At 69.9% G+C, this 24,925-nt stretch carries 25 protein-coding genes; 16 read left to right on the top strand and 9 right to left on the bottom strand.

Going from position 1 to position 24,925, the window contains the following annotated elements; translation table 11 throughout:
• Positions 1–7 precede the first annotated feature (7 nt).
• A complete protein-coding gene (gene hrpB, locus AB6A66_RS05550) occupies positions 8–2,479 on the bottom strand; it encodes an ATP-dependent helicase HrpB (protein ID WP_371055098.1) in 2,472 nt (823 codons plus the stop codon).
• A gap of 109 nt (positions 2,480–2,588) precedes the next feature.
• On the opposite strand from hrpB, the gene meaB reads away from it, so the two are divergent.
• The 4 genes from meaB (at position 2,589) to AB6A66_RS05530 (ending at position 5,006) form a co-directional block, all read left to right on the top strand.
• A complete protein-coding gene (meaB, locus tag AB6A66_RS05545) occupies positions 2,589–3,560 on the top strand; it encodes a methylmalonyl Co-A mutase-associated GTPase MeaB (RefSeq protein WP_371037501.1) in 972 nt (323 codons plus the stop codon).
• 152 nt (positions 3,561–3,712) lie between these two features.
• A complete protein-coding gene (rpmB, locus tag AB6A66_RS05540) occupies positions 3,713–4,003 on the top strand; it encodes a 50S ribosomal protein L28 (RefSeq protein ID WP_371037500.1) in 291 nt (96 codons plus the stop codon).
• 106 nt (positions 4,004–4,109) lie between these two features.
• Positions 4,110–4,463: a hypothetical protein gene (locus AB6A66_RS05535; RefSeq protein WP_371037499.1), complete on the top strand. Its 354-nt coding sequence runs from the start codon at positions 4,110–4,112 to the stop codon at positions 4,461–4,463.
• Between the two features lie 45 nt (positions 4,464–4,508).
• The gene (locus AB6A66_RS05530) at positions 4,509–5,006 is read left to right on the top strand and encodes a copper chaperone PCu(A)C (RefSeq protein WP_371055097.1); all 498 of its coding nucleotides are present in this window, start codon (positions 4,509–4,511) and stop codon (positions 5,004–5,006) included.
• Positions 5,007–5,026: 20 nt separating this feature from the next.
• On the opposite strand, the gene AB6A66_RS05525 is transcribed toward AB6A66_RS05530, so the two are convergent.
• Together AB6A66_RS05525 and AB6A66_RS05520 are read right to left on the bottom strand one after the other, a co-directional pair.
• Positions 5,027–5,725, bottom strand: a complete 699-nt coding sequence (locus tag AB6A66_RS05525; protein ID WP_371055096.1) for an NAD-dependent deacylase — start codon at positions 5,723–5,725, stop codon at positions 5,027–5,029.
• 9 nt (positions 5,726–5,734) lie between these two features.
• A complete protein-coding gene (locus AB6A66_RS05520; protein ID WP_371055095.1) occupies positions 5,735–5,926 on the bottom strand; it encodes a CTP synthetase in 192 nt (63 codons plus the stop codon).
• A 389-nt stretch (positions 5,927–6,315) separates the two neighbouring features.
• Here AB6A66_RS05520 and AB6A66_RS05515 point away from each other — a divergent pair, with 389 nt between their 5' ends.
• Entirely contained in the window at positions 6,316–7,008 is a 693-nt protein-coding gene (locus AB6A66_RS05515) for a hypothetical protein (protein ID WP_371055094.1), read from the top strand.
• A gap of 193 nt (positions 7,009–7,201) precedes the next feature.
• Here AB6A66_RS05515 and lepA read toward each other — a convergent pair whose 3' ends face one another.
• From lepA to AB6A66_RS05500, 3 genes are read right to left on the bottom strand one after another with little or no spacing between them, the layout of a single operon-like run.
• A complete protein-coding gene (lepA, locus tag AB6A66_RS05510) occupies positions 7,202–9,004 on the bottom strand; it encodes a translation elongation factor 4 (protein WP_371055093.1) in 1,803 nt (600 codons plus the stop codon).
• A 54-nt stretch (positions 9,005–9,058) separates the two neighbouring features.
• Entirely contained in the window at positions 9,059–10,234 is a 1,176-nt protein-coding gene (locus AB6A66_RS05505; protein WP_371055092.1) for a TauD/TfdA family dioxygenase, read from the bottom strand.
• A gap of 19 nt (positions 10,235–10,253) precedes the next feature.
• A complete protein-coding gene (locus AB6A66_RS05500; protein ID WP_371055091.1) occupies positions 10,254–11,018 on the bottom strand; it encodes a class II aldolase and adducin N-terminal domain-containing protein in 765 nt (254 codons plus the stop codon).
• Positions 11,019–11,133: 115 nt separating this feature from the next.
• On the opposite strand from AB6A66_RS05500, the gene AB6A66_RS05495 reads away from it, so the two are divergent.
• Positions 11,134–12,015 (top strand): LysR family transcriptional regulator, encoded by an 882-nt coding sequence (locus AB6A66_RS05495; RefSeq protein WP_371055090.1) that lies wholly within the window; start codon positions 11,134–11,136, stop codon positions 12,013–12,015.
• 54 nt (positions 12,016–12,069) lie between these two features.
• Here the strand turns inward: AB6A66_RS05495 and AB6A66_RS05490 are convergent, their stop codons facing one another.
• Complete coding sequence (locus AB6A66_RS05490) at positions 12,070–14,160, bottom strand: 3-hydroxyacyl-CoA dehydrogenase NAD-binding domain-containing protein (RefSeq protein WP_371055089.1); 2,091 nt, start codon at positions 14,158–14,160, stop codon at positions 12,070–12,072.
• A 127-nt stretch (positions 14,161–14,287) separates the two neighbouring features.
• On the opposite strand from AB6A66_RS05490, the gene AB6A66_RS05485 reads away from it, so the two are divergent.
• From AB6A66_RS05485 to AB6A66_RS05440, 10 genes are all read left to right on the top strand, one after another.
• Positions 14,288–15,055: an SDR family NAD(P)-dependent oxidoreductase gene (locus tag AB6A66_RS05485; protein ID WP_371055088.1), complete on the top strand. Its 768-nt coding sequence runs from the start codon at positions 14,288–14,290 to the stop codon at positions 15,053–15,055.
• An 83-nt stretch (positions 15,056–15,138) separates the two neighbouring features.
• Positions 15,139–15,855 carry an ABC transporter ATP-binding protein gene (locus AB6A66_RS05480; RefSeq protein ID WP_371055087.1) on the top strand — a complete coding sequence of 239 codons (717 nt, stop codon included), beginning with the start codon at positions 15,139–15,141 and terminating at the stop codon, positions 15,853–15,855.
• Positions 15,852–18,215, top strand: coding sequence for an FtsX-like permease family protein (locus AB6A66_RS05475; RefSeq protein ID WP_371055086.1), 2,364 nt, complete (start codon positions 15,852–15,854; stop codon positions 18,213–18,215). Before AB6A66_RS05480 ends, AB6A66_RS05475 begins: the two co-directional genes overlap by 4 nt.
• A 4-nt stretch (positions 18,216–18,219) precedes the next feature.
• Positions 18,220–19,455 carry an efflux RND transporter periplasmic adaptor subunit gene (locus AB6A66_RS05470; RefSeq protein ID WP_371055085.1) on the top strand — a complete coding sequence of 412 codons (1,236 nt, stop codon included), beginning with the start codon at positions 18,220–18,222 and terminating at the stop codon, positions 19,453–19,455.
• 24 nt (positions 19,456–19,479) lie between these two features.
• Positions 19,480–19,899: a 4-carboxymuconolactone decarboxylase gene (gene pcaC / locus AB6A66_RS05465; protein WP_371055084.1), complete on the top strand. Its 420-nt coding sequence runs from the start codon at positions 19,480–19,482 to the stop codon at positions 19,897–19,899.
• Positions 19,896–20,624, top strand: coding sequence for a protocatechuate 3,4-dioxygenase subunit beta (gene pcaH / locus AB6A66_RS05460; RefSeq protein WP_371055083.1), 729 nt, complete (start codon positions 19,896–19,898; stop codon positions 20,622–20,624). Before pcaC ends, pcaH begins: the two co-directional genes overlap by 4 nt.
• A gap of 1 nt (position 20,625) precedes the next feature.
• The gene (pcaG, locus tag AB6A66_RS05455; RefSeq protein WP_371037483.1) at positions 20,626–21,252 is read left to right on the top strand and encodes a protocatechuate 3,4-dioxygenase subunit alpha; all 627 of its coding nucleotides are present in this window, start codon (positions 20,626–20,628) and stop codon (positions 21,250–21,252) included.
• 7 nt (positions 21,253–21,259) lie between these two features.
• The gene (locus AB6A66_RS05450) at positions 21,260–22,105 is read left to right on the top strand and encodes a 3-keto-5-aminohexanoate cleavage protein (protein ID WP_371055082.1); all 846 of its coding nucleotides are present in this window, start codon (positions 21,260–21,262) and stop codon (positions 22,103–22,105) included.
• A complete protein-coding gene (locus AB6A66_RS05445) occupies positions 22,105–22,701 on the top strand; it encodes a peroxiredoxin (RefSeq protein WP_371055081.1) in 597 nt (198 codons plus the stop codon). The genes AB6A66_RS05450 and AB6A66_RS05445 overlap by 1 nt, the downstream gene beginning before the upstream one ends.
• 76 nt (positions 22,702–22,777) lie before the next feature.
• Positions 22,778–23,158, top strand: coding sequence for a PAS domain-containing protein (locus AB6A66_RS05440; protein ID WP_371037480.1), 381 nt, complete (start codon positions 22,778–22,780; stop codon positions 23,156–23,158).
• Positions 23,159–23,161: 3 nt separating this feature from the next.
• On the opposite strand, the gene AB6A66_RS05435 is transcribed toward AB6A66_RS05440, so the two are convergent.
• Together AB6A66_RS05435 and AB6A66_RS05430 are read right to left on the bottom strand one after the other, a co-directional pair.
• Entirely contained in the window at positions 23,162–23,920 is a 759-nt protein-coding gene (locus tag AB6A66_RS05435; protein WP_371037479.1) for a TIGR02186 family protein, read from the bottom strand.
• A complete protein-coding gene (locus tag AB6A66_RS05430; RefSeq protein WP_371037478.1) occupies positions 23,920–24,840 on the bottom strand; it encodes a sulfite exporter TauE/SafE family protein in 921 nt (306 codons plus the stop codon). Before AB6A66_RS05430 ends, AB6A66_RS05435 begins: the two co-directional genes overlap by 1 nt.
• Positions 24,841–24,925 lie beyond the last annotated feature (85 nt).

Genomic DNA, 24,925 nt, shown 5'->3' with positions numbered 1-24,925 from the left:
AAATGGCCTACGTTTTTCGGCGTTTGGCGCGCAGGGTCGGATCGGCCACCCTGGGATCTTCGGGCCAGGGGTGTTTGGGGTAGCGCCCGCGCATCTCCTTTCGAACCTCGGCATAGGAGGTGGTCCAGAAACCTGGCAGGTCCATGGTCGTCTGAACCGGCCGGCCGGCGGGGGACAGGAGCGTCACGCGAAGCGGCCGGCCGGCGACCGTGGGATGGGCGGTCTGGCCGAACATTTCCTGCAGGCGCAGCGCGATTTCCGGCGCCTCGCCGGAATAGTCTATGGGCAACTTGCGCCCGAGCGGCGTGGTGAAGGCCCCCGGCACCTCGCGGTCGAGCGCCTGGCCCTGCGCCCAGTCGAGCCGGGCCCGCAGCGCGGGCAGCAGGTCGAAGCCGCGCCATGCCTCCGCGGTGCGGATGTCGCCGAGATGGGGCAGCAGCCAGGCCTCAAGCGTGGCCATCAGCGCGGCGTCGGAAAGGTCGGGCAGGTCGAGCCCCGCGTCTCGGCCGAGCGCGACCCGGGCCTGGAACCGCCGCGCGGCGTCCGAAAACGGCAGGCCGAGCTCGCGCACGCCGTCGAGCATCGCGCGCGCCACGTCCTCCTGCGGCGCATCGCGCCACAGCCGGTCGTCGAGGGCGATCGCGCCGAGCCGCTCCTGCTGACGCGCGACCACGCGACGGTCGCGTCGCGACCAGTCGCAGACACTCTGCCATCGGATGCGGTCGGCAAAGAGCTGGCGCAGTTCGGACTCCGCGATGGGAATGGCCTGCCGGATGCGCGCCTCGCGCGGATCGCCGTCGAGGTCGGTGACGACGATCAGACGCTGCGCGGCGAGCGGATCCTCCTCGGCCATGACCGCGCCCTTGCCGCCGGACAGAAGGTAGCGCGGCGCCGCGCCCCTGCGCCGAAGCCCGATCCGGTCGGGGTAGGCCAGCGCGGCCATGGCGGCGGTCGAAAGCGCCTCGTCCGCGGCATCACCGGCGGCTTTCGCAAGCCGCGCCGCCTCGGTGCGGATGCGGTCTACCGCGGCGCGGTTCGGCGTCCAGGGACGGCGCTCCGCGAAACGGCGTGGATCGGCGACGGCCTCCAGACGCAGCGCGAGGTCCACCGGGGCGGCGCGGGGCAGGGGGTCGCGCTCGGCCAGGAGCGCGGCGAGCGTCGCCGCCCCCGGCCCGGCCACCGCCAGCATGTGCCCGAGCCGAGGGTGCAGCGGCAGATGCGCGAGGCGGCGGCCATGCGCGGTGATCGCGCCCCGATCATCGAGCGCGCCCAGCATGCCCAGAAGCGCCAGCGCCTCGGCGTGGGCGCCCTCGGGGGGTGGGGTCAGGAAGGGCAGCGCCGCGGGGTCCGCGCCCCAGAGCTTCAGCTCGAGAGAGAGCCCGGAAAGGTCGGCGGCCTCGATCTCGGCCGGCGGATGCGCGGCGAGCGCGCCCTCCTCGCCCTTCGTCCAGAGCCGGTAGGCCACGCCCGGCGCGACCCGGCCCGCGCGTCCGGCGCGCTGGGCGGCCTCGGCGCGGGTCACCCGCTCGGTCACGAGCCGGGACATTCCCGACCCCGGATCGAAGCGCGCCCGGCGCGCCCGGCCCGCGTCCACCACGACGCGGATGTCCTCGATCGTGAGCGAGGTCTCGGCGATCGACGTGGCGAGCACGATCTTCCGGCCCCCGGTCTCGGGGCGGATGGCGGCGCGCTGGGCGGAGAACGGCATCGCGCCGAAAAGCGGCCGCAGCACGCAGTCCGCGGGCAGCCGGCCGCGCAGCAGCGCCTCGGTGCGGCGGATCTCTCCCTCGCCCGGCAGGAAAACCAGAACGCCGCCCTCGGTCTCGCCGACGGCGCCGGCGACGAGGTCGGCCGTCGCCTCCTCGAGCCGCCGGCCTTTCGGCACCGGCGCCTCGAGCCAGCGCGTCTCCACCGGGAAGCCGCGGCCCTCGGACCGGAGGGCGGGCGCCTCCATCAGCGCGGCGACCGGCGCGGCGTCGAGCGTGGCGGACATGGCGAGAAGCACGAGGTCCTCGCGCAGCGCGCCCGCGATCTCGAGGCAGAGCGCGAGGCCCAGGTCCGCGTTGAGCGAGCGTTCGTGGAACTCGTCGAAGATCACCGCGCCCAAGCCCTCGAGCCCGGGGTCGGACTGGATCATCCGTGTCAGCACACCTTCCGTGACTACCTCCACGCGGGTGGCGGCGGAAACCTTCGTGTCTCCGCGGATGCGGTACCCCACGGTCTGGCCGGGCCGTTCGTCCAGCGTCTCGGCCATCCGCTCCGCCGCGGCGCGCGCGGCCAGGCGGCGGGGCTCCAGCATGACGATGCGCCCCGCCCGGGGGATGCCGGCCTCCAGCATCGCCAGCGGCACGCGGGTGGTCTTGCCCGCGCCGGGCGGCGCTTCCAGCACGGCGCGGCCGCGCTTGCGGAGCGCCTCCAGAAGCTCTGGCAGCGCGGCGTCGATGGGCAGCGGATCGCGAGGGGCGGGGAGCGTCGGCATGGCCCGGTTATCGGTCAGGGAGCTCCGCGCGTCCACCGCGCGCCGACGGGCTGGACACGCCGCGCGCGCTGCGATCAAGTGCGCGTCCGGGACAGCAGCGGAGCCCAGCATGGACATCGAGACCCTCGCCCGTGACGTCGCCGCCGGAGACCGGCGGGCGCTCGCCCGCGCGATCACGCTGATCGAGAGCCGCCGCGCGGATCACCGGTCCGACGCCGTCGCCCTGCTGGAGGCGCTCCGGCGCGACGGCCGGCAGGCGCTGCGCATCGGGCTTTCGGGCACGCCCGGCGTCGGCAAGTCGAGTTTCATCGAGGCGTTCGGCCTCATGCTGACCGAACAGGGGCTGCGCGTCGCCGTGCTGGCCGTCGACCCCTCCAGCGCCCGCTCGGGGGGGTCCATCCTGGGCGACAAGACGCGGATGGAGCGGCTTTCGCGGGAGCCCCGCGCCTTCATCCGCCCGTCGCCGGCGCAGTCGCAGCTTGGCGGCGTCGCCCGTCGCACGCGCGAGGCGGTGGCGCTCTGCGAGGCGGCGGGCTTCGACGTGGTGCTGGTCGAGACGGTGGGCGTGGGCCAGTCCGAGACCGTGGTGGCCGAGATGACCGACCTTTTCGTGCTGCTGCTCGCCCCGGCGGGCGGCGACGAGTTGCAGGGGGTGAAGCGCGGCATCATGGAGATCGCGGACCTGATTCTCGTCAACAAGGCCGACGGCGAGCTGAAGGCCGCGGCCACCCGCACCTGCGCCGATTACGCGGGCGCGCTGCGGCTTCTGCGCAAGCGCCCGCAGGACCCCGAGGGCTTCCCAAAGGCGCTGACCGTGTCGGCCCATGAAGGCACCGGGCTCGTGGCCGCCTGGGAAGAGATGCAGGCGCTCGCGCGCTGGCGGCGGGAGGCCGGGCACTTCGATCGTCGCCGCGCCGAACAGGCGTCGGAATGGTTCGCTGCCGAGGTGCGCGAGGGCCTGCTGGCGCGCCTCGCATCCGAACCCGGCATGCGCGCCCGGATGGAGGAGATGACCCGCAAGGTCCGCGCGGGCGAGGCCACGCCCGAAGGCGCGGCGGCGCGCCTGCTCGACGAGTTCTGAGCCGCGGGCCGGCGTCGCGCCCGCCATGCCGGGCCGGTGGTGATTCCGCCTTGACACCCCGCCCCCGCTGATGTTCAACGCGGCAATCAGTTTTCGGGCGCCCCCGCGCTGGGCAGGGTGGCGCCCCATTTCGTTTAATGCACGAGGATGCCATGTCGCGCCGTTGCGAATTGACCGGAAAAGGGCCGATGGTCGGCAACAATGTCAGCCACGCCAACAACAAGACGAAGCGCCGGTTCCTGCCGAACCTGAACGACGTCTCGCTGCAGTCCGAGGCGCTGGGCCGCCCGGTGAAGATGCGCATCTCCGCCGCGGCGCTGCGCACCGTGGATCATCGTGGCGGGATCGACGCCTATCTGATGAAGGCGCGCGAGGCCGACCTGTCGGCCAACGCGCTGAAGATCAAGCGCGACGTCGAGAAGGCGCTGGCCGAAAAGGCCTGAACGCCACGGCGCATCCCTCGCAGGCGGCCCTGCCCGGAAACGGGCGGGGCCGCGTCGCGTTTGACGCAGTTGCCGGCGGCGGGCGAATGTGTGTAGATGCCGGCCGATGAGCGACCGCCTGCGTCCCCTGGCAGCCCTTCTTCTGGCCCTCTGCGTCGTTCTGACGGCACAGGCTATGGCGCTTGCGCGCGGGCAGTCGTCGGCCGCGGGGGAGATGGTGATCTGCACCGGCGCGGGGCTCGTCACCGTGGCCGTCGATGCCGAGGGAAACCCGGCAGGGCCCGCCCATATCTGTCCCGACTGCGCGCTCTCCCTGATCGCGGCGGCGCCGGCCGCGCCGCAGGCGCGCGCGCGGGCGCCCGATCTTCTGACGGTTCGGTTCGCCCGGACGGCCGTGCCCGCGCCCGTCGCGGCGCGGCACTCTCCGGTCTCGGCCCGCGATCCGCCCCGCGCGGCGTGATCGAGAGCACCAGGAAACACGCACCGAGACCGAAAAGAGACAGACATGACCTTCAGGACGACCCTTCTGGCCGCCGCCTGCGCGCTGGCCACGGCCCTTCCCGCCGCCGCCCAGGACAGCATCGCGGTGACTGACCCCTACGCCAGGAGTTCGGGCATGATGGCCAATTCCGGCGCCGCCTTCATGGTGATCGAGAACCGCTCGGACACCGATGACCGGCTGATCGGCGCGTCCTCCGACGTGGCCGAAAGGACCGAGCTTCACACCCACGAGGAAGACGAGATGGGCGTGATGCGCATGATCCACGTGGAGGAAGGCTTCGCGATCCCCGCCGGCGGCACGCTGATGATGGCGCGTGGCGGGCACCACGTCATGTTCCTCGGCCTCTCGGGGCCGATGGAACAGGGCGACAGCGTCACCCTCACCCTCGAGTTCGAGGAGGCGGGCGAGGTGACCGTCGAGGTGCCGGTGGACCTCGAGCGCAAGCCGCGCCACGGCATGGGGCACGGCGCGGGCCACGGCATGGGCCAGACCACCAACTGACGACGGCGGCCGGCCGGGGCTCAGCCCCCGGCCGCCAGCACCTCCTCCACCCAGGCCGGCACGATCCGCGAGGCGGGCCCGTGCCGCGCCTCGTCGAAGAAGGCCGAACCCGCCGAGGGCTCCAGGTTCAGCTCCAGCGTCCGCGCGCCATTGAGCGCCGCCTCCTGCACGAAGCCCGCGGCCGGGTAGACCTCTCCGGAGGTGCCGATGGAGACGAAGAGATCGCAGGCGGCGAGCGCGCGGCCGATCTCTTCCATGTGGTGGGGGATCTCGCCGAACCAGACGACGTCGGGCCGCGTGGCCGGCGTGCCGCAGGCGGGGCAGGGATCCTCGGGCGCCATCGTCTCGGGCGCCTCCCAGCCTTGGGCGCAGGCGGCGCAGAGCGCCCGGTCGAGCGCGCCGTGCATGTGGCGCAGGTTGCGCGCGCCCGCCGCCTCGTGAAGCCCGTCCACGTTCTGCGTGACCAGCAGGAACGCCTCCCCGAGCGCGGCCTCCAGCCGGGCCAGCGCCAGGTGCGCGGGGTTCGGCCGCGCGGCGCGGGCCTGGGCGCGGCGGGCGTTGTAGAAGGCGTGGACGCGGGCCGGGTCGCGGGCGAAGCCCTCGGGCGTGGCCACGTCCTCGATCCGGTGCTGCGCCCAGAGCCCGCCCGCGTCGCGGAAGGTGCCGAGCCCGGATTCGGCCGAGATCCCGGCCCCGGTGAGGACGACGACGCGCGGCACGGGCGGCGCTCAGCCCTCGTCGCGCTCGTAAAGCTGCTTGGCCACCAGCCAGGAGACCGGGAAGGAGAGCACGAAGCCCGCCAGCCCCGCGATGACGATGGGCCAGGTGGTGCCGAACCCGGCCACCAGCACGGCGATGATCGCGGCGCCCGCCACGGTGGCGCCGATGAAGATGTGAAGCATCAGGGTGAGGGCCAGCATGTGTGGATCCTTCGGCTATGGCGTTTCCGAAGCGTTGGTAGCTGACGGAGGGGCGGGCCGGCCTTGATCTGGGTCAGGTCGCGGGCTTGTGCAACCTGAGGGGTGATATTAGGGTTACTCATACCCTCTCGGAGAGAGTATCTGGACCAGTTGAAGAGGAAGCATACGACTCAAGGAGCCTGTCGAAGCGGAAATTGGAAAGTTGTCCGAATGCCACGGACTAACGCGAGGCAAATTGCGTTAAGATTTTGTTAATCAAGATGGCTGATCGCCATAATGATGCTGGAAACTTACCCAAAAAACATCTTAAAGTGGATTGCAGTTTTCACCATGCTACCAGAAGAAGAGTCGCTGGATAGAAGACAGGTGTGAACTGAGGGGAATATGTGATGACGTTTTGGAGAAAAGGAAAAAAGAATGGTGCGCCCTTGCAGAAAGCAGAGGAGAAAGAAGAAAAAATAATCGATCTAATAAATCAATATAGATATTTTGAGCGAACAATTGAAGTTGCCACCGAAGAAATCGAGGCGAAGGCTCGCGATTTCGCGTGCCGCAAGAAGCCGGCACCTGACATATACGAATATGAAGATGGAAGTTTACTAATTGAAGCGAAAAAAGAAACCAATCCGCTCCGTCCGGAATGTCGAGGCTCCAAAAATCAGGGAATGTCTATCCGGAAATACAACGTTGATCTTTCGACTGCTCGGCGTCGTGCCGAACTAGCGCGCCGTTTCCGTCTCCCGCTAAATGTTTTTTCACGCCCACTTCACGCTGCAACAACGGCGCCAGCCGTGGATCCTGAAGTCGAGGAACTGGAAGATCTGGATGCGAAACTCAGTCTTTGGCGTTATCATCTTAGATCGCTTGAGCACCAAATTTTGGAGCTTGCGCCGGCCGATATAGATAGTGCCATGCAAAAGATGAAGTTCGTAACTGAATTAATTATCAAGGGCGATGAGTTGGACGTCGACTATTTTGCTTACCTGATTCAGGAGTGCGTGGATGTTTGCGATGAAAACCTTGCTGAAATTCTTAAGAACTACCGAAAGCATATGCCCAGCTTGTTTGTGGAGTCCATGTAGCATCCGCAGGCAGATGATCTGGTGATTTGTGCTGTTGGCGTGAGAATGCGTGCCCGCCGTAATGAGAACACAACGCCTCTGATACGGGGCTGCAATTATCGCAGCAAGGCTTGGAAACTAAGTGATGGGACGTCAATAAATATAAATTTGCGCAGAGCGTCTTGATCTAAGAATTTCAGTCGTTTGCAAAACGTCACCCATCCATTTTCAACGCCGAAATGAACGCTTCCTGCGGGATCTCGACCTTCCCGAACTGGCGCATCTTCTTCTTGCCGGCCTTCTGCTTCTCCAGAAGCTTCTTCTTCCGCGTCACGTCCCCGCCGTAGCATTTTGCCGTCACGTCCTTGCGGAGTGCGGCCAGCGTCTCGCGCGCGATGACCTTGCCGCCGATCGCCGCCTGGATCGGGATCTTGAACATGTGGCGGGGGATGAGGTCCTTTAGCTTCTCGCACATCGCCCGGCCCCGGCTTTCCGCCCGGTCGCGGTGGACCATGGTGGAGAGCGCGTCCACCGGCTCGTCGTTCACGAGGATCTGCATCTTCACCAGCCGGTCCTCGCGGTAGCCGATGATCTCGTAGTCGAAGCTGGCATAGCCCTTCGTCACGGATTTCAGCCGGTCGTAGAAGTCGAACACCACCTCGTTCAAGGGCAGGTCGTAGACCACCATCGCGCGCGAGCCGGCATAGGTGAGGTCGAGCTGGATGCCGCGGCGGTCCTGGCAGAGCTTGAGCACGTCGCCCAGGTACTCGTCGGGCACGAGGATCGTGGCCTTGATCCGCGGCTCCTCGATCCGCTCGACATGGGTGAGGTCGGGCATGTCGGCGGGGTTGTGAAGCTCCTTCATCTCCCCGTCCTTCATGTAGAGGTGATAGACCACCGAGGGCGCGGTGGTGATGAGCTCGATGGCGTATTCCCGCTCCAGCCGGTCGCGGATCACCTCGAGGTGGAGAAGCCCCAGGAACCCGCAACGGAAGCCGAAGCCGAGCGCGGCCGAGGTCTCCATCTCGTAGGTGAAGGAGGCGTCGTTGAGCGCGAGCTTCTCGATCGCGTCGCGCAGATCCTCGAACTGCGCCGAATCCACCGGGAAGAGGCCGCAGAACACCACCGGGATCGAGGGCTTGAAGCCCGGCAGCGGCGTTTCGCAGCCCTTCTTCTCGGTGGTGATCGTGTCGCCCACGCGGGTGTCGCGCACTTGCTTGATCGAGGCGGTGATGTAGCCGATCTCGCCCGGGCCGAGCTCTCCCACGTCCACCATGGCGGGGCGGTAGACGCCGACGCGGTCCACGTCGTAGGTGCCGCCCGTCTTCATCATGCGGATGCGCTGGCCCTTCTTCAGCACCCCGTCGATGACGCGGACGATGACGACGACGCCGAGATAGGGGTCGTATTTCGAGTCCACCAGCATCGCCTTGAGCGGCGCTTCGGCGCTGCCTTCCTTCGGCGGGGGCAGGCGGGTGACGATCGCCTCCAGCACGTCGGGGATGCCCATGCCGGTCTTGGCGGAGATCTGCACCGCGTCGGTGGCGTCGATGCCGATCACGTCCTCGATCTGCTCGGCCACGCGGTCCACGTCCGCGGCGGGCAGGTCGATCTTGTTGAGGACGGGGACGATCTCGTGATCCGCGTCGATCGCCTGGTAGACGTTGGCGAGCGTCTGCGCCTCCACGCCCTGGGTCGCGTCCACCACGAGAAGCGAGCCCTCGACCGCCTGCATGGAGCGGCTGACCTCGTAGGAGAAGTCGACGTGCCCGGGCGTGTCGATGAGGTTCAGGACATAGGTGTGCCCGTCCTCGGCGGGGTAGTCGATGCGGACGGTGTTGGCCTTGATGGTGATCCCGCGCTCGCGCTCGATGTCCATCGCATCGAGGAGCTGCTCCTTCATGTCGCGTTCGGCCACGGTGCCGGTAAGCTGGATCAGCCGGTCGGCCAGGGTGGATTTCCCGTGGTCGATATGGGCGACGATGGAGAAGTTGCGAATGCGGGAAAGCTCGGTCATGCGGGGGGATATGAGCGGGTTTGCCCTCCCGGTCAAGCGATCCGGCGCGGGCGGTCAGCCTGTCTGCGCCAAGGGCGCGCCGACGGGCTGCCCGGCGGTCTCGGCGCGGCGCCCGTCATGGCCGCGCCGGGCGAGCACGCGGTAGGTGGAGCGCAGCGCGCCCCGGTCCGTGTAGCAGCCGCGCAGGTGGCGCGCGCCGCTCTCGGCCGAGAACGCCTCGCGGCCGTGCACCACGCGGTGATTGTCGAAAACGATGCACTCTCCCGCGTTCAGCCGGAAGCGGGCGAGGAAGCGATCCTCGCGCAGCATCCGGAGGAAGCGGCAGAAGGCGGGGTAGAAGCTGTCGAGCAGCTCCTGCGGCAGGTCCATGTCGTCCTGAAGGTGCTGGGAGATGGTGAGCCCGGTGACCCGCCCCTTGTGGTCGAGCTCGATGATGCGCTGGTGGGCGCGGTAGTCCCAGGTCTCGTGGCGGTAGAAGAAGGGCACGTCGTGCCCGGCGAGCAGCGCGAAATCCTCCGGATGCTCGGCGCGGAAGGCCTCCGCCACCGCGGCCCCGTCAAGGAAGAGGCTCCGCCCGCCCTCGACCGAATTGGCGCGGCAGTGCAGGAACTGGACGCCGGGCGCGGCCTCCTCGCCGGGCAGGTCGGTGTGCATCTCGAGCGCGCCCGCGGTGAAGGCGAGGTTGGTGGGCGCGATCTCCAGCCGGACGTCGAAGTAGAGCCCCTCGGCCGAGGGGGTGACGGGGCCCAGCGTCTCGACGAGCCGGGTGAGGCTCTCGTCGCTGTCCTCCATCCCCGTGACGAGGGCGATGCCCTCCTCGATGAGGGCGTGGGCGAGGCGCGCGCGGGCGTCGGGGGAGCTCAGCACCTCCGCCTGCGGCACGCGCAGGAAGTCCGGGTAGTGATTGCCGTGCCAGAGCCGGCGGGGCAGTTCCGCCGGGTCGGGCGCGTGGCCGCGCTCGGCGACATGGGCGAGTGCTTCGAGCGGAAGGCGCGTCACCAGCGCCTCGCCCTCCCAATCGACCACGAGGGCGCCGTCTTCGATCCGGGCGGCGCGGGCGCGCGGGGCCGCATCCAGCGCGGAGATGTCGAAGACCCGCTCGCGCGTCACCGGGTCGATGCAGGTCGGGTCGGCGTCGCGCAGCCAGTGGTAGTTGAAGTAGGCTTCGCCGCCGGGCAGGGGAAGGTGAAGGCCCTGCGGGCCGAGGCGGGGCGCGTCTGTCGATGTCATCGTGGGACTCTCCCGGATATCAGCTGGCGTAATCGCTGCCCTCGGCGTCGAGGATCGCCTTCAGCTCGCCGAGATGGGCGTCGGCCTGGCCGGGGTAATCCTCGAGCTCCTTCGCGGTCTTCTCGGCCACCTCGTGGGAGAGGACGCGAAGCGGCTGGCCGGTCTGGAGCGCGCGGATATAGGTCTCGGCGGCGCGCTCGAAGTAGTAGAGGCGGTTGAAGGTGTCGGCGACGCTCTCGCCGATCACGAGGACGCCGTGATTGCCCATGACCATAACCTTGCACTTGGGGTCGGAGAGCAGCCCCGCGCAGCGCGTTCCCTCCTCCTCGAAGGCGAGCCCGCCGAACTGCTCGTCGATCACGACGCGCCGGTAGAAGGTGGCGGTGTTCTGGTCGATGGGCGGCAGGCGCGCATCCTTCAGGCAGGCGAGCACGGTGGCGTGGATCGCGTGGACATGCATCACGCAGCGGGCATGCGGCACCAGGCGGTGGATCGCGCCGTGCAGCCCCCAGGCGGTGGGATCCGGCGCGCCCGGGCGGGCCATCGTGTCGCGGTCGTTCGCGTCGAGCAGGAGAAGGTCCGAGGCGCGGATGCGCGCGAAATGCATCTGGTTCGGGTTCATCAGGAACCGCGTCCCCGTCTCGTTCACGGCGAGGCTGAAATGGTTGGCAACCGCCTCGTGCATTCCGAGCCGCGCGGTCCAGCGGAAGGCCGCGGCGAGGTCTACCCGTTCGGCCCGATGGGCGCGCTCGGCTTCGGGGCGGGCAGGGGCGTGATGCAGCATGCGTTCTCTCCGTCGGCGGACTTCATCCGGACGAGAAAGCGAGGGCCGGCACTTTACAAGAGATGAATTCGGGGTCATTGCATTAACAGGATTAATGCATGGGTTGTGCGCCGCCATGACAACCCCCGGCCTGCCTCCGCTCACTTGGCTGCGCGCCTTCGAGGCGGCGGCGCGGCATCTCTCCTTCACGCGCGCGGCGGGGGAGCTGCACCTGACCCAGTCGGCGGTGAGTCAGCATGTCCGGAGCCTGGAATCCTTCCTCGGGCGGGAGCTTTTCGTCCGCAAGACCCGGGCGCTCGAGCTTACGGAGGCGGGCGCGAACTACCTGCCGATCGTGCGCGAGGCGTTCGACCTGCTCGCCCACGGCACGCGGGCCTTCACCGGCGGCGACCGGGGCCGGCATCTCGTGGTGCAGTGCAACATGGGCTTCTCGGTGTTCTGGCTCGCCCCGCGCCTGCCGCGGCTCTACGCGGCGCATCCCTGGCTCGTGCTCAACATCGTGACGCCCATCTGGGACCCGGAACGCAACGCGCCGCAGGCCGCGCTCGAGATCCGCTTCGGGCGGGCGGGCGACATGTCGGCCCATGCAAGGCGGCTGACGCAGGATCGCTTCTACCCGGTCTGCGCCCCGGGCTACCAGGAGGGCGCGGTGACGCTCGACACGGCGGCGCTCTTCGACTGCGCCGGCGTCACGGGCAGCTGGGAGGCCTGGTTCGCCACGCAGGGCCGGCCGTTCTCCCGAAGCGAAGAGGTCAACCGCGCCTCTACCTACGTCATCGCGATCAACGCGGCGCTCTGCGGGGCCGGCGTCGCCATGGGCCACGACACGCTGGTCCGCGATCTGATCGCCGAAGGGCGCCTGGTGCGGCCCTTCGACCATGCGCCGCCGCTCAGCGAGGGCTATTTCCTGCTGCCGCCGCCAAGCCACGCCGACACGCCGGCCTCCCGCGCCTTCCTCGACTGGTTCGAGGAGGAAGCCGCCACCGGCCCGGATTGATCGGCCGGCCGCGCGGGCCGGCCTCACCCTCCGGCGTCCCGGGGAAGCCGGCGCTTAGGAGTTCAGATCGGCGAAGCGCCCATCCTCGTCCGCGAGCTTCCGCAGAAGTGGCGGCACCTGCCAGAAATGCGCGTCCTGGGCGGCGTAGCCCTCGATGCGCCGAACCAGCTCCGGCAGGCCCACGCTGTCGGCGTAGTGCATCGGTCCGCCCCGGAAGCGCGGGAAGCCGTAGCCGAAGAGCAGCACGGCATCCACGTCGATGGGGCGTAGCGCCGTGCCGTCCTCGACCACGCGCGCGGCCTCGGCGATCATCGCGGCCATGTAGCGGGCGACGATCTCCTCGTCGGTGAAGCTGCGCGGGGCGATCCCGGCGCGGGCGCGCTCCCCGGCCACGATCGCCTGCGCGTCGGGGTTTGGACGGGTGTCGCCGTCCTCGTGAAGGTAGTAGCCCCGGCCCGCCTTGCGGCCAAACCAGCCTTCCTGGCAAAGCCGGTCCCCGATGGCGACGTAGCGCTCTTCGGGCGGGCGCGTGGCGGCGTGGCGTTTGCGATAGGTCCAGCCGATGTCGAGCCCAGCGAGATCCTGCACGCGGAAGGGCCCCATGGCGAAGCCGAACGCCTCGAGCGCGGCGTCGATCCGGTCGAAATCCGCGCCGTCGAGCAGCATGTGATCGGCGGCCTTGCGGTAGTGCTGCATGATGCGATTGCCGATGAAGCCGTCGCAGACGCCGCTGCGCACCGCGACCTTGCGAAGCGTCTTGCCGAGCGCGAAGCCCGTGGCGGCGACCTCGGGGGCGGTCTTCGCCGCGACGACCACCTCCAGAAGCTTCATGACATGGGCGGGCGAGAAGAAGTGCAGGCCGAGCACATCCTCCGGCCGCGAGGTCGCCGCGGCGATCTCGTCGATGTCGAGGTAGGAGGTGTTCGTGGCCATCACCGCGCCGGGCTTCAGCACGCGGTCGAGCGTGCCGAAGATCTCGGTCTTGACGCCCATCTCCTCGAAGGCGGCCTCGACGACGAGATCTGCATCGGCGAGGGCGGAGAGGTCCGTCGCCGTCTCGAGCCGGGCCAGCGCCTCGTCCCGCCCCGCCTCGGTCAGCTTGCCGCGCGTCACCGCGCCGGCGAGGTTCTTCTCCACCGTCCCGCGCCCGCGCGCGAGCGCCTCGGGGTTCACCTCCGCCAGCGTGACGGGATAGCCCGCGAGCAGCAGCGCCGTGGCGATGCCCGAGCCCATGGTGCCAGCGCCGATCACGCCCACGCGGCCGATCTCGCGGGCGGCGTGGGCGGCTTCCGGCACCTTGGCCACCGCGCGTTCGGCGAAGAAGGCGTGCACCAGCCCGGCGCGCTGCGGGCTCGCCTGGCATTCCTCGTAAAGCGCGCGCTCGATCGCGAGCCCCTCCTCGATGGGCTTCGTGCAGGCGGCCACGGCGTCCACGCATTTGTGCGGCGAGAAGAGCAGGGGATGGCGCCGGGCCATGCGCGCGCGCATCTCGGCGATGGCGGCGTCGTCGGGCGCCACCTCGAGCGTGCCGGTGCGCCGCGTTTCGATCCGCCCCTCGAGCGCCTCGGCGCCGGCCGCGAGGGCGATGTCGCGCGGCTCGCCTTCGCGGATCTCGTCGATGAGCCCGGCCTCCAGCGCCTCTTCGGCGGGAACCTGGCGGCCTGAGGTGATCATCTCGAGCGCGAAGGCGATGCCGGCAAGCCGCGGCGCGCGCTGGGTGCCGCCGGCGCCCGGCAGGATGCCGAGCGTCACCTCCGGCAGCCCGACCTTGAGGCCCGGAACGCCGATCCGGTAGTGGCAGCCGAGCGCCACCTCGAGCCCGCCGCCGAGCGTGGTGCCGTGCAGCACCGCGACCACGGGCTTCGCGCAGGCTTCGAGCGCGTTGCACACCGCCGGCAGCCAGGGATCCTCGGGCGGGCGGCCGAACTCGCGGATGTCGGCGCCGGCGATGAAGGTGCGCCCGGCGGCATACAGCGCGATGGCGCGCACGTCCATGTCGGCCTCCAGCGCGGCGATGGCGGTCGTCAGCCCCTCACGTACGGCGTGGCCCGCGGCGTTCACGGGCGGGTTGTCGATGCACACGAGCGCGACCGGCCCCGCGCGTTCCACCGTGATCACGTCGTTGACCGCCTCGATTTCGCTCATGTCCCGCCTCCCCGCTCGATGCGGCGCGACGGTAGCCGGGGGGTCGGGAAGGGTCAACGCGCCGGGCCTCGCCGGTTGACACCGCCATGCCGGGACGGAAAACAGGCGCCAGAGCGAGGAGGGTGCCATGCAGATCGGACAGGACATGGTAGCGGTCGTCACCGGCGGGGCCTCGGGCCTCGGCGAGGCGGTGGCGCGGGGGCTCGCGGCCGCCGGCGCGCGGGTCGCGCTTTTCGACCGCGACGCGGAGAAGGGCGAACGGGTCGCCGCCGAGATCGCCGGCCGCTTCCACGCGGTGGACGTGAGCGACGCCGAGAGTGTCCGCGCGGGCTTCGCGGCCGTCGTGGACGGCGCGGGCGCGCCGCGCATCCTGGTCAATTGCGCGGGCATCGGCCCGGCGGCGAAGACGGTCTCGAAGGGCGCGGCGCACGATCCCGCGCTCTTCGCGCAAGTGATCGGCGTCAACCTGATCGGCAGCTTCAACTGCGCCTCGCAGGGCGCGGCGCTCATGGCGGCGCTCGCGCCCCTCGGCGCCGACGGCGAGCGCGGCGTGATCGTCAACACCGCCTCCGTGGCCGCCTACGAGGGGCAGGTGGGACAGGTGGCCTACGCCGCGTCGAAGGGCGGCATTGTCGGCATGACCCTGCCCATGGCGCGCGATCTCGCCGGCCACGGCATCCGGGTCTGCACCATCGCGCCGGGACTTTTCCTGACGCCGCTTCTCAAGGGGCTGCCGCAGGAGGTCCAGGACAGCCTCGGCCGGCAGGTGCCCTTTCCCCCGCGGCTGGGCGATCCGGTGGAGTTTGCCGCGCTCGCCCGGCACATCGTCGAGAACCCGATGCTGAACGGCGAGGTGATCCGCCTCGACGGGGCGATCCGGATGGCGCCGCGGTAGCGCCGGCCGCTGCGGGCGGCATTGTTCGGGCCCGCCCGTCGGTGATATCCTGCAGCCGCAGCGCAGAACTGGGGGCGGGATCCGTGAGCGCAGATCCGGAACTGGCCTACGACGCACGCGGGGTGACGCGTGTCTACGGCGAGGGCCGCGCGGCGGTGCACGCGTTGCGCGGTGTCGACCTCGAAATCCCGAAGGGCGAAATGGCCGTCCTTCTCGGCCCGTCGGGCAGCGGCAAGTCCACGCTTCTCAACATCCTCGGCGGCCTCGACCGGCCCAGCGAGGGCGAGGTGTTCTTCGAAGGCCGCGCGCTGCACGAGATGTCCGACCGCGACCTGACACGCTACCGGCGCGATCACGTGGGCTTCGTCTTCCAGTTCTACAACCTGATGCCGAGCCTCACGGCGGAGGAGAACGTGGAACTCGTGACCGAGATCGCCCGCGACCCGCTCGACCCGGGCGAGGCGCTAGGCCTTGTCGGGCTTTCGGAGCGGCGGGAGCATTTCATCAGCCAGCTCTCCGGCGGGGAGCAGCAGCGGGTGGCGATCGCGCGCGCCGTGGCGAAGCGGCCCGACGTGCTCTTCTGTGACGAGCCCACCGGCGCGCTCGACAGCACCACCGGGCGCGCCGTCCTGCGAGTCCTGCGCGACGTGAACGCGCGCCTCGGCACGACGGTGCTGATCGTCACCCACGCCGCAGCGACGGCCGCCATGGCGGACCTAGTGCTGCATTTCCACGATGGCCGCATCGCCGAGCGGACCCGCAACGCCGAAAAGGCGGACCCCGAGGAGATCGAGTGGTGAGCCCCCTCGACCGAAAGCTCCTGCGCGATCTCTGGGCCGCGAAGGGCCAGGTGGCCGCCATCGCCGCGGTGATCGCGGTGGGGGTCATGGTGCTGGTGATGTTCACTGGGCTCGTGCTGTCGCTCGACGAGACGCGGCGCGCCTATTACGAACGTCACGGGCTGGCCGACGTGTTCGCGCCGCTCGAGCGCGCGCCGCGCGCCGTCCTCGACGATCTCGCGGAGCTGCCGGGCGTCGCGCGCGCCGAGGGACGGATCCGCGGCGCGGGGCGCATCGACCTGCCGGGCCGGGCCTTGCCGGTGCAGGCGGTGGCGCTTTCGCTGCCGCAGGACACGCCGGCCGCGCTGAACGGCCTGCGCCTGGCCGAAGGCAGCCGCCCCGCGCCGGGGCGCAACGACGAGGTGCTGGTGCTGGAAAGCTTCGCGCGGGCGAACGGCCTCGGCCCCGGCGACCGGCTCTCCGCCACCATGAACGGCACGCGCCGCAGCTTCGTCATCGTCGGGCTCGCGCAGTCGCCCGAGTTCCTCTACACGACCCCGCCCGGAGAGCTGGCGCCGGACGACGCGCGCTTCGGGGTCATCTGGATGCCGCACAAGGCGGTCGCGGCGCTCTACGACATGGAAGGCGCGTTCAACGAGGCCATCCTGAGCCTGCAGCGCGGCGCGCGGGCGCCACCGGTGCTGGACGCGGTGGACCGGCTTCTCGAGCCCTATGGCGGGCAGGGCGCCTATCCGCTGGCCGAGCAGACGTCGAACCGCTTTGTCAGCGAGGAGATTCGCGGGCTCGAGATGATGTCGCGGGCCGTGCCGCCGGCCTTCCTCGCAATCGCCGCCTTCCTTCTCTACATCGTCGTCTGGCGCATGGTGCAGGCCGAGCGCGAGGAGATCGGCCTGCTGAAGGCGTTCGGCTATACCGACGCCGAAGTGGCGGGACACTACGCCAAGTTCGTGCTGGCCATCGCGCTCGCGGGAGCGCTTCTCGGCGCGCTGGCCGGGCTGGCGCTCGGGCGGGCGACGGTGTCACTCTACATCCAGTATTTCAAGTTCCCGTTCCTCGTCTTCCGCCTCGACCCGGCGGCGGTGGTTCTCGGCGGAACCGTGAGCGTGGCGGCTGCGGCCACGGGTGGGCTCGTCGTGCTGCGCCAGGTCTTCCGGCTTCAGCCCGCCGAGGCCATGCGCCCGCCCGCGCCGCCCGACTACAGCCGCGCGGGACGGATCGGGGCCGGCCTCGCCGCGCGCCTCGACCAGCCCACGCGCATGGTGCTGCGCCGGCTCACCCGCCAGCCGCTCCGGATGGGCGGCGCGGTGGCCGGCATCGCCGTGGGCATGGGGCTCTGCGCCGCCATGATCACCATCCACGCGGGCTTCGAGCGCACGGTGCGCCTCGGCTTCGAGGTGGTGAACCGCAGCGACGTGACGGTCACCTTCACCCACCCGCTTTCCGAAGCGGCCCTTTACCGGATCGCCCGGATGGAGGGGGTGCGGGCGGTCGAGCCCCAGCGGCATGTCCCCGTGGCGTTCCGGCACGGGCTCGAGACGCATCGCGGCGCCATCTCGGGCCTCGTGGAGCGGCCCGAGCTGTTCCGCGCGCTCGACGAGGAGGAACGCGCCGTCCCGCTGCGCGCCGACGGCCTCGTTCTCGGCGACGCGCTCGCCGATATCCTCGGCGCGGCGCCCGGCGACGTGATCGAGGCCGAACTGCGCGAGGGGGCGCGGCCGGTGCTGCGCCTGCCGGTGGCGGCGGTGGCCGCGTCGGCCATCGGGACGCCGGCCTATCTCGAACTCTCGGCGCTCAACCGCGCGCTGGGCGAGGGGTTCCGGGCAAGCGATGCGCTGCTCACCGTGGACGCGGCGCAGTCGGACGCACTCGTGCAGGCGCTCGCGGAGATGCCTTTCGTGGCCGGGGCGAGCAGCAAGGCGGAGGCGCGCGCCGCGCTTCAGGAGCTGATGGACTCGGGCATGGGCACCATGCGCTTCATCAACATGGCGCTCGCCTTCATCGTGGCCTTCGGCGTGGTCTACAACGCGGCCCGCATCGCCTATGCCGAGCGCGCGCGCGACCTCGCCTCGCTGAGTGTCATGGGGTTCTCGCGCGGCGAGGTGACCTTCGTGCTCCTGGGCGAGCTCGTCGTCGTGACGCTCCTTGCCCTGCCGATCGGATCGGCGGTGGGCTACGGGCTCACGCTGGTGATCGCGGCGGCCTTCTCGAACGAGCTTTATCAGGTGCAGGCCCTGTTCAGCGCCGCCAGTCATGGCTATGCCGCGCTTGTGGTTCTCGCCGCGCTGCTGGTGTCCGGCCTGCTGGTACGGCGCGACATCGCCCGGGCCGACATCCTGGCGGTGCTCAAGACGCGGGAGTGAGCGCATGGCGAAACGAAGGATCGGCCGGGGCGTCCTGGCACTCGCGGCGGCGCTGGTCGTCGGCGGGCTTCTGGCCGCCGCGTTCTGGCCGCGGCCCACGCTTGTCAATCTGGATCGCGTGACACGCGGCCCCCTGGAGGTGCGGATCACCGAGGAGGGCCGCACACGGGTGCGCGACAGCTACGTGGTCTCCGCCCCGGTTGGGGGCAGGCTCTCCCGCGTTTCGGTCGAGCCGGGCGACCCGGTCGAGCGCGGCGCGACCGTCGTCGCGCGGATGAGCCCGGTCAACCCCGCGGCCTATGATCTGCGCAGCCGCGAGCAGGCCGTCGCGGCGCTCGACGCCGCGCGCGCCGCGCTTCGCGTCGCCGAGGGCGAGCGCCGTGCCGCAGAGGCCGCGCTGGAACTCGCCGAAGCCGAGCGGACGCGCGCGGAGCGCCTTGCCGAGCAGGGCAACGCGAGCGAGCAGGCCGTCCAGCGCGCCGTGGCCGAGGCGCGCGCGGCCGCCGCGCGGCTGGAGACCGCGCTCGCCGCCATCGCCATGCGCGAGGCCGAACTCGGCACCGCGCGGGCGCAGCTCATCGGGTTCGACGGTGTCGCGGGCGATCTCCGGGAAAGTGCCACCGACCGCGAGGACGACATCCCCCTTTACGCGCCCATCGACGGGGTGGTTCTGCAGGTCTTCGAGGAGAGCGAGACCACCCTCGGCGCCGGTGCGCCCATCCTGGAGATCGGCGATATCCGCCGCGACCTCGAGATCGAGGCGGAGCTTCTGTCGGCCGACGCCGTGCAGGTCGGGGTGGGCGATCCCGTTGTGATCGACGACTGGGGCGGTGCGCCGCTTGCCGGCCAGGTGCGGCGGATCGCCCCCTTCGGCGTGACGAAGGTGTCCGCCCTCGGCGTGGACGAGCAGCGCGTGCGTGTCCGCATCGCCTTCGACGATCCGGAGGCGCGGGAGGCATCGCTGGCCCACGGCTACCGCGTCGAGGTCAACATCGTCGTCTGGCGCGGCGAGGACGTGGTGCGCGTGCCCGCCGCGGCGCTGTTCCGCGACGGCGACGGCTGGGCGGTGTTCGTGGCGCGCGACGGCCGCGCCACGCTTCGGCCGGTGGGCATCGGCCGCAGGAACGCAGAGGCGGCCGAGGTGACGCAGGGGCTGGCGCAAGGCGACCGGGTCGTGCTTTACCCGGCCGCGGGGCTGGAGGACGGCGCACGGATCGCCGAACGGCCCGAGGGCGGCTGACCGCGCCCGTCCGGTGGACTTCCGATGCCGTTCCGGCCTAGCTGTTGCCATGGGGAGGAAAGGGTGAGCGAACGCTACGATAAGGGCATGGCGACCCGGCGCGAGGTGCTGGGCGACGCCCATGTGGACCGCGCCGAGGCGGCCAGGACGTCCTTCGACGCGCCGTTTCAGGATCTCATCACCGAGGCGGCCTGGGGCCATGTGTGGTCCCGCGAAGGGCTCGCACGCCGCGACCGGTCGCTTCTGACGCTGGCGCTGCTGGCCGCGCTCGGCAACGACGCGGAGCTTGCGATGCATGTGCGTGCCACGGCGCGCACCGGCGCACGCCCCGAAGAGGTGATGGAGGCGATGCTGCACGTGGCGATCTACGCGGGCGTTCCGCGCGCCAACCACGCGATCCGCATCGTGAAGGAGACCTACGCCGAGATGGGGGTGGAGACATGAGGCGCCACGACGGAGAATTCTTCCAGCGCGACCGGCAGCGGCACCCGCCCGCCCACGCGCCGCGATACAAGTCCTCCGTGGCGCGCAGCCCGCGTCTGGCCGCTCTCGCCATCGAGAACACGCGGAGCGAGATCACCGGCCCGATCTTCCGGCCCGACGACGTCCAGGAGATCGACCGCGACCTGATCCTGAACTACGCCAAGGACGGCGAGCCGGTGGGCGAGCGCATCATCGTGCACGGCCGCGTCCTCGACGAGGAGGCGCGGCCCGTCCCGAACACGCTGGTCGAGATCTGGCAGGCGAACGCCGGCGGGCGCTACCGCCACGGGAACGACAGCTACCTCGCGCCCATCGACCCCAATTTCGGGGGCTGCGGGCGCACGCTCACCGACGCGGAGGGCTACTATTTCTTCCGGACCGTGAAGCCCGGGGCCTACCCGTGGCGCAACTGGGAGAACAACTGGCGCCCCGCGCACATCCATTTCTCGGTGTTCGGCACGGGCTGGGCGCAGCGGCTCATCACGCAGATGTATTTCGAGGGCGACCCGCTCATCCCGAAATGCCCGATCGTGCAGACGATCCCGGATCCCGCGGCCATCGAGCAGCTCGTCGCCGCGCTCGACATGAACGCCTCGGTGCCCTTCGACTGCCTCGCCTACCGCTTCGACATCGTGCTCCGCGGGCGGCGCTCCACGCTTTTCGAGAACCGGCTGGAGGGCAATTGAGATGGTGCAGAAGCTTCATTACCTGCGGGAAAGCCCTTCACAGACCGCGGGGCCCTACGTCCATATCGGCCTCGCCCCCGGCGCGGCGGGCTTCGACATCTACGAACGCGAGCTCGGCCACGACATCGCCGGCCCAGAGGCGGCGGGAGAGCGCATCCGCGTCGAGGGCCTCATCCTCGACGGGACGGGCGCGCCCGTGCGCGACGCGCTGATCGAGGTCTGGCAGGCCAACGCCGCGGGCATCTACGCCCACCCGGAAGATCCCCGCCACGGCGAGGTGGAGCCGGGCTTTCGCGGCTGGGGGCGCGTCATCACCGATTTCGAGACCGGTCTCTTCTCCTTCGAGACGGTGAAGCCCGGCCCGGTGCCAGGGCGCTCGGGCCGGGTGCAGGCGCCGCATCTGTCGCTCTGGATCGTGGCGCGGGGCATCAATCTCGGGCTCAACACCCGCGCCTATTTCTCCGACGAGGGCGACGCGAACGCCGCCGACCCGGTGCTGGGGCTCGTGGAGCAGGCGCATCGCCGCGACACGATGGTCGCCAAGCGCGAAGAGCGCGACGGCCAGCCGCTCTACCGCTTCGACATCCGCCTTGCCGGCGCGCACGAGACCGTCTTCCTGGATATCTGAGAACATCATGACCAAACCCTGCATCATCTGCGTGGCGATCACGGGCTCCGTGCCCACCAAGGCCAACAACCCGGCCGTGCCGATCACCGTCGAGGAGCAGACCGAATCGACCCAGGCGGCCTTCGAGGCGGGCGCCGCGATCTGCCATGCGCATGTGCGCAACGACGACGAGACGCCGAGCTCCGACCCCGAGAAATTCGCGCGCCTGAAGGAGGGTCTGGAGAAGCACTGCCCCGGCATGATCCTCCAGTTCTCCACGGGCGGGCGCTCGGGCGCGGGCAAGGCCCGGGGCGGGATGCTGCCGCTGCGGCCCGACATGGCCTCGCTCTCGGTGGGCTCCAACAACTTCCCCACCCGCGTCTACGAGAACCCGCCCGATCTGGTGGACTGGCTCGCCGCCGAGATGCGGGAGTACGACATCAAGCCGGAAATCGAGGCCTTCGACCTCTCCCACATCTTCCAGGCCGCGAAGATGAACCGCGAGGGCAGGATCCCCGGGCGCCTCTACGTCCAGTTCGTCATGGGGGTGAAGAACGCCATGCCGGCCGACCGGGACGTCTTCGACTACTACATCCACACGGTGAAGCGCCTTGCACCCGACGCGGAATGGTGCGCGGCCGGGATCGGGCGGCACCAGCTCGAGGTGAACGAGTGGTGCATCGCCGCGGGCGGGCACACGCGCACGGGTCTCGAGGACAACGTGCGCCTCGATCGCGACAGGCTCGCTCCGTCGAACGCCGCGCTGGTCCAGCGCACCGTGGAGCTTTGCGAAAAGCACGAACGGCCCGTGGCGACATGGCGCGAGGCGCGCGAGATCCTCGGGCTGCGCATGCCTGCCACCGAGGCCGCCTGATGTCCCTGACCGAGGTCGACTGGTCCGCCATCCCCGCGCCCGAGGACGATGGCGCCGCGGCGCATCTCGAGGGAATGGCTTTGCCGGCGGTCGCGTTGCCCGCGACCTCGGGCGGAACGGTCGATGCTTCGCGGCTCGAGGGGCGGGTCGTTCTCTACGTCTACCCGCGGACCGGACGGCCGGGCCGGGCGCTGCCCGAAGGCTGGAACGAGATCCCCGGTGCGCGGGGATGCACGCCGCAGACCTGCGCCTTCCGCGATCATTTCCGGGAGTTGCGCGCGGCCGGGGCGGACCACGTTTTCGGCCTGTCCACCCAGGATACGGAATACCAGCGCGAAGCCGCGGCGCGGCTCGACCTGCCGTTCCCGCTGCTTTCGGACGTAGATCACCTGTTCGGCGCCGCGCTCCGGCTGCCCTCCTTCGAGGTCGAGGGCGCGCTCTTGTGGAAACGCCTCGCCCTCATCGCCGAGGCCGGGCGCATCGTGAAGGTCTTCTACCCGGTCTTCCCGCCCGACCGGAATGCCCGCGACGTGCTGGACTGGTTGACGTATCGGCAAGGCGGCGGCTTGGCGCTGGAAGGAATCTCCCGCCCCTGATACGACCGAGGTCGCGGTCTTTTTGCGAAGAACCGCGGCCCGATCCTGTCCGTGATGCCGCCAGGGAAAACGCCCGATGAACGATCCTGCGTTCGACGACGCCTATCTGCACTCGCTTCTGGAAGAGGACGAGCATGAAATGAGCGTCGTTTTCTCCGACCCGTTCCAGCCGCAGAACCCGATGATCTTCGTGAGCGAGGAATTCGAGCGCCAGACCGGCTATGCGCCCGAGGAGGTGATCGGCCGCAACTGCCGCCTGCTGCAGGGACCGAACACGGATCCGAACGCGATCGCGGCGATCAGCCACGCGCTCCGGGCCGAGACTCGGTTCTCGATCGATATCCTGAACTACCGCAAGGACGGGACGCCCTTCCTCAACCGGCTGCGGATCCGGCCGATCTACGACCAGGACGGGGCGCTGCTGTTCTTCGCCGGGGCACAGAACCCCGTGGAATGAGCCCTAGCCGGGCCTGAAGATGCGGAACGCCGCGGAGGCGCCCCAGCCCGCGGCGATGGCGATGGCCAGCGACATAAGCCCGTAGACCAGCGGCTGCTGGCGCGAGAGCGTGTAGAGAAAGCGCTCCAGCCCGACCTTGCGCACCTCGATCTGGGTTTCGAACGCGGCGACGACCTCGCCCCCGCGCGTGAGGAAGATCCGCGTGGCGTAGGCGCCTTCGGTCAGGTCGGCGGGCATCGCGATGGCGGTCGAGAAGAGCGTCTGGTCCGTCACCTCCACCGCGCCCTCCAGAAGCTGGTAGAGACCCTCGCGCGTCCGGATCCGGATCAGCGCGTCGGTGAAGGTCTGCGCGTCCTGCACGTCGGGCGGCGCGCCCACCGACCGGATGGCGCGCGGCACCGAGACCTTGCGGCGCAGATCTTCGGTCTCGGTGAGCACCTCCTCGAGCGGGGCGCTCGTCGCCACCGCGTAGAAGGATGGCGCGCTGTCGATCGTGACCGACGCGGTGTTGGCCCAGATCCCCAGAACGCGCTCCTTCCGGCGCACCGTGACGGGCGCGGTCGGCCCCGAGACGGTGATCGCGACCTCGAGCGGAGGGGAGGTGGGGGCGGGCGTCTCTCGCTTCACGGCGCCGAAGATCAGGATCTCCGAGCCTTCGAAGTTGGTGCTGATGGAAACGGTGTCGCGGCTCAGCCCCAGCACGACTTCCTCGGCCCGGACGGGCAGGGCGAGCAGCACGAGCGCGAGCACGAGGCGCAGCATCAGTGACCCTCCGGCACGGCGACGGAATAGAGCTCCGAGGGCTGGATCAGCAGGTCGAGCGCAAGCTTGCCGCAGACCGCGAGCACCATGAGCGCCAGCAGGACGCGAAGCTGCTCTGCCTTGAGCCGCGTGCCGAGCTGCGCGCCCACCTGCGCGCCGATCACGCCGCCCACGAGCAGCAGCACGGCAAGCACCATGTCCACCGTGAAGTTGGTGACCGCGTGCAGAAGCGTGGTGAAGGCGGTGACGAAGATGATCTGGAAGAGCGACGTGCCCACCACGACCTTGGTCGGCATGCCGAGCAGGTAGATCATCGCCGGCACCATGATGAAACCGCCGCCGACGCCCATGATGGCCGCGAGAATGCCCACGAGAACACCCACGATGAGCGGTGGAATGACCGAGATGTAAAGGCCCGAGGTCCGAAACCGCATCTTGAAGGGCAGGATGTGCACCCAGCCGCGTTGCCGTTTCCGTCGCGGTGGCGGGCTGCCGGTGCGCGCCTTGCGCATCGCGCCGAGGCTTTCGACGAACATCAGGCCACCCACGACGCCGAGAAACAGGACGTAGCAGAGCCGCACCAGCAGATCGACCTGCCCCTGCGCCTTCAGGATGTTGAAGATCCAGACCCCGAGCGCGGCCCCGAAAAGGCCGCCCACGAGCAGCACCACCCCCATCCGCAGGTCCACGGTGCGCCGCCGCAGATGCGCGAGCACGCCGGAAAAGGAGGAGGCGACGATCTGGTTGGCTTCGGTGGCGACCGCGACGGCCGGCGGGATGCCGATGAAGAACAGAAGCGGCGTCATCAGGAAGCCGCCGCCTACGCCGAACATGCCCGAGAGCACCCCCACCAGCCCGCCGAGCCCCAGAAGCAGGAAGGCGTTCACCGAAACCTCGGCGATGGGGAGGTAGATCATCATGACCTTTCCTAGCCCTCCCGCTGGCGGCTTGGCAAGTTGCTGGCGCGTGGCGACGCGGGGCAGCGGGGCGCGGGTCTTGCCGGCA

The sequence above is a fragment of the Rhodosalinus sp. K401 genome (assembly GCF_041365735.1).
Taxonomy (GTDB): Bacteria; Pseudomonadota; Alphaproteobacteria; order Rhodobacterales; family Rhodobacteraceae; genus Rhodosalinus.
Note: the sequence above shows the minus strand (reverse complement) of the source record. Positions and strands in the feature narration are given on the sequence as shown.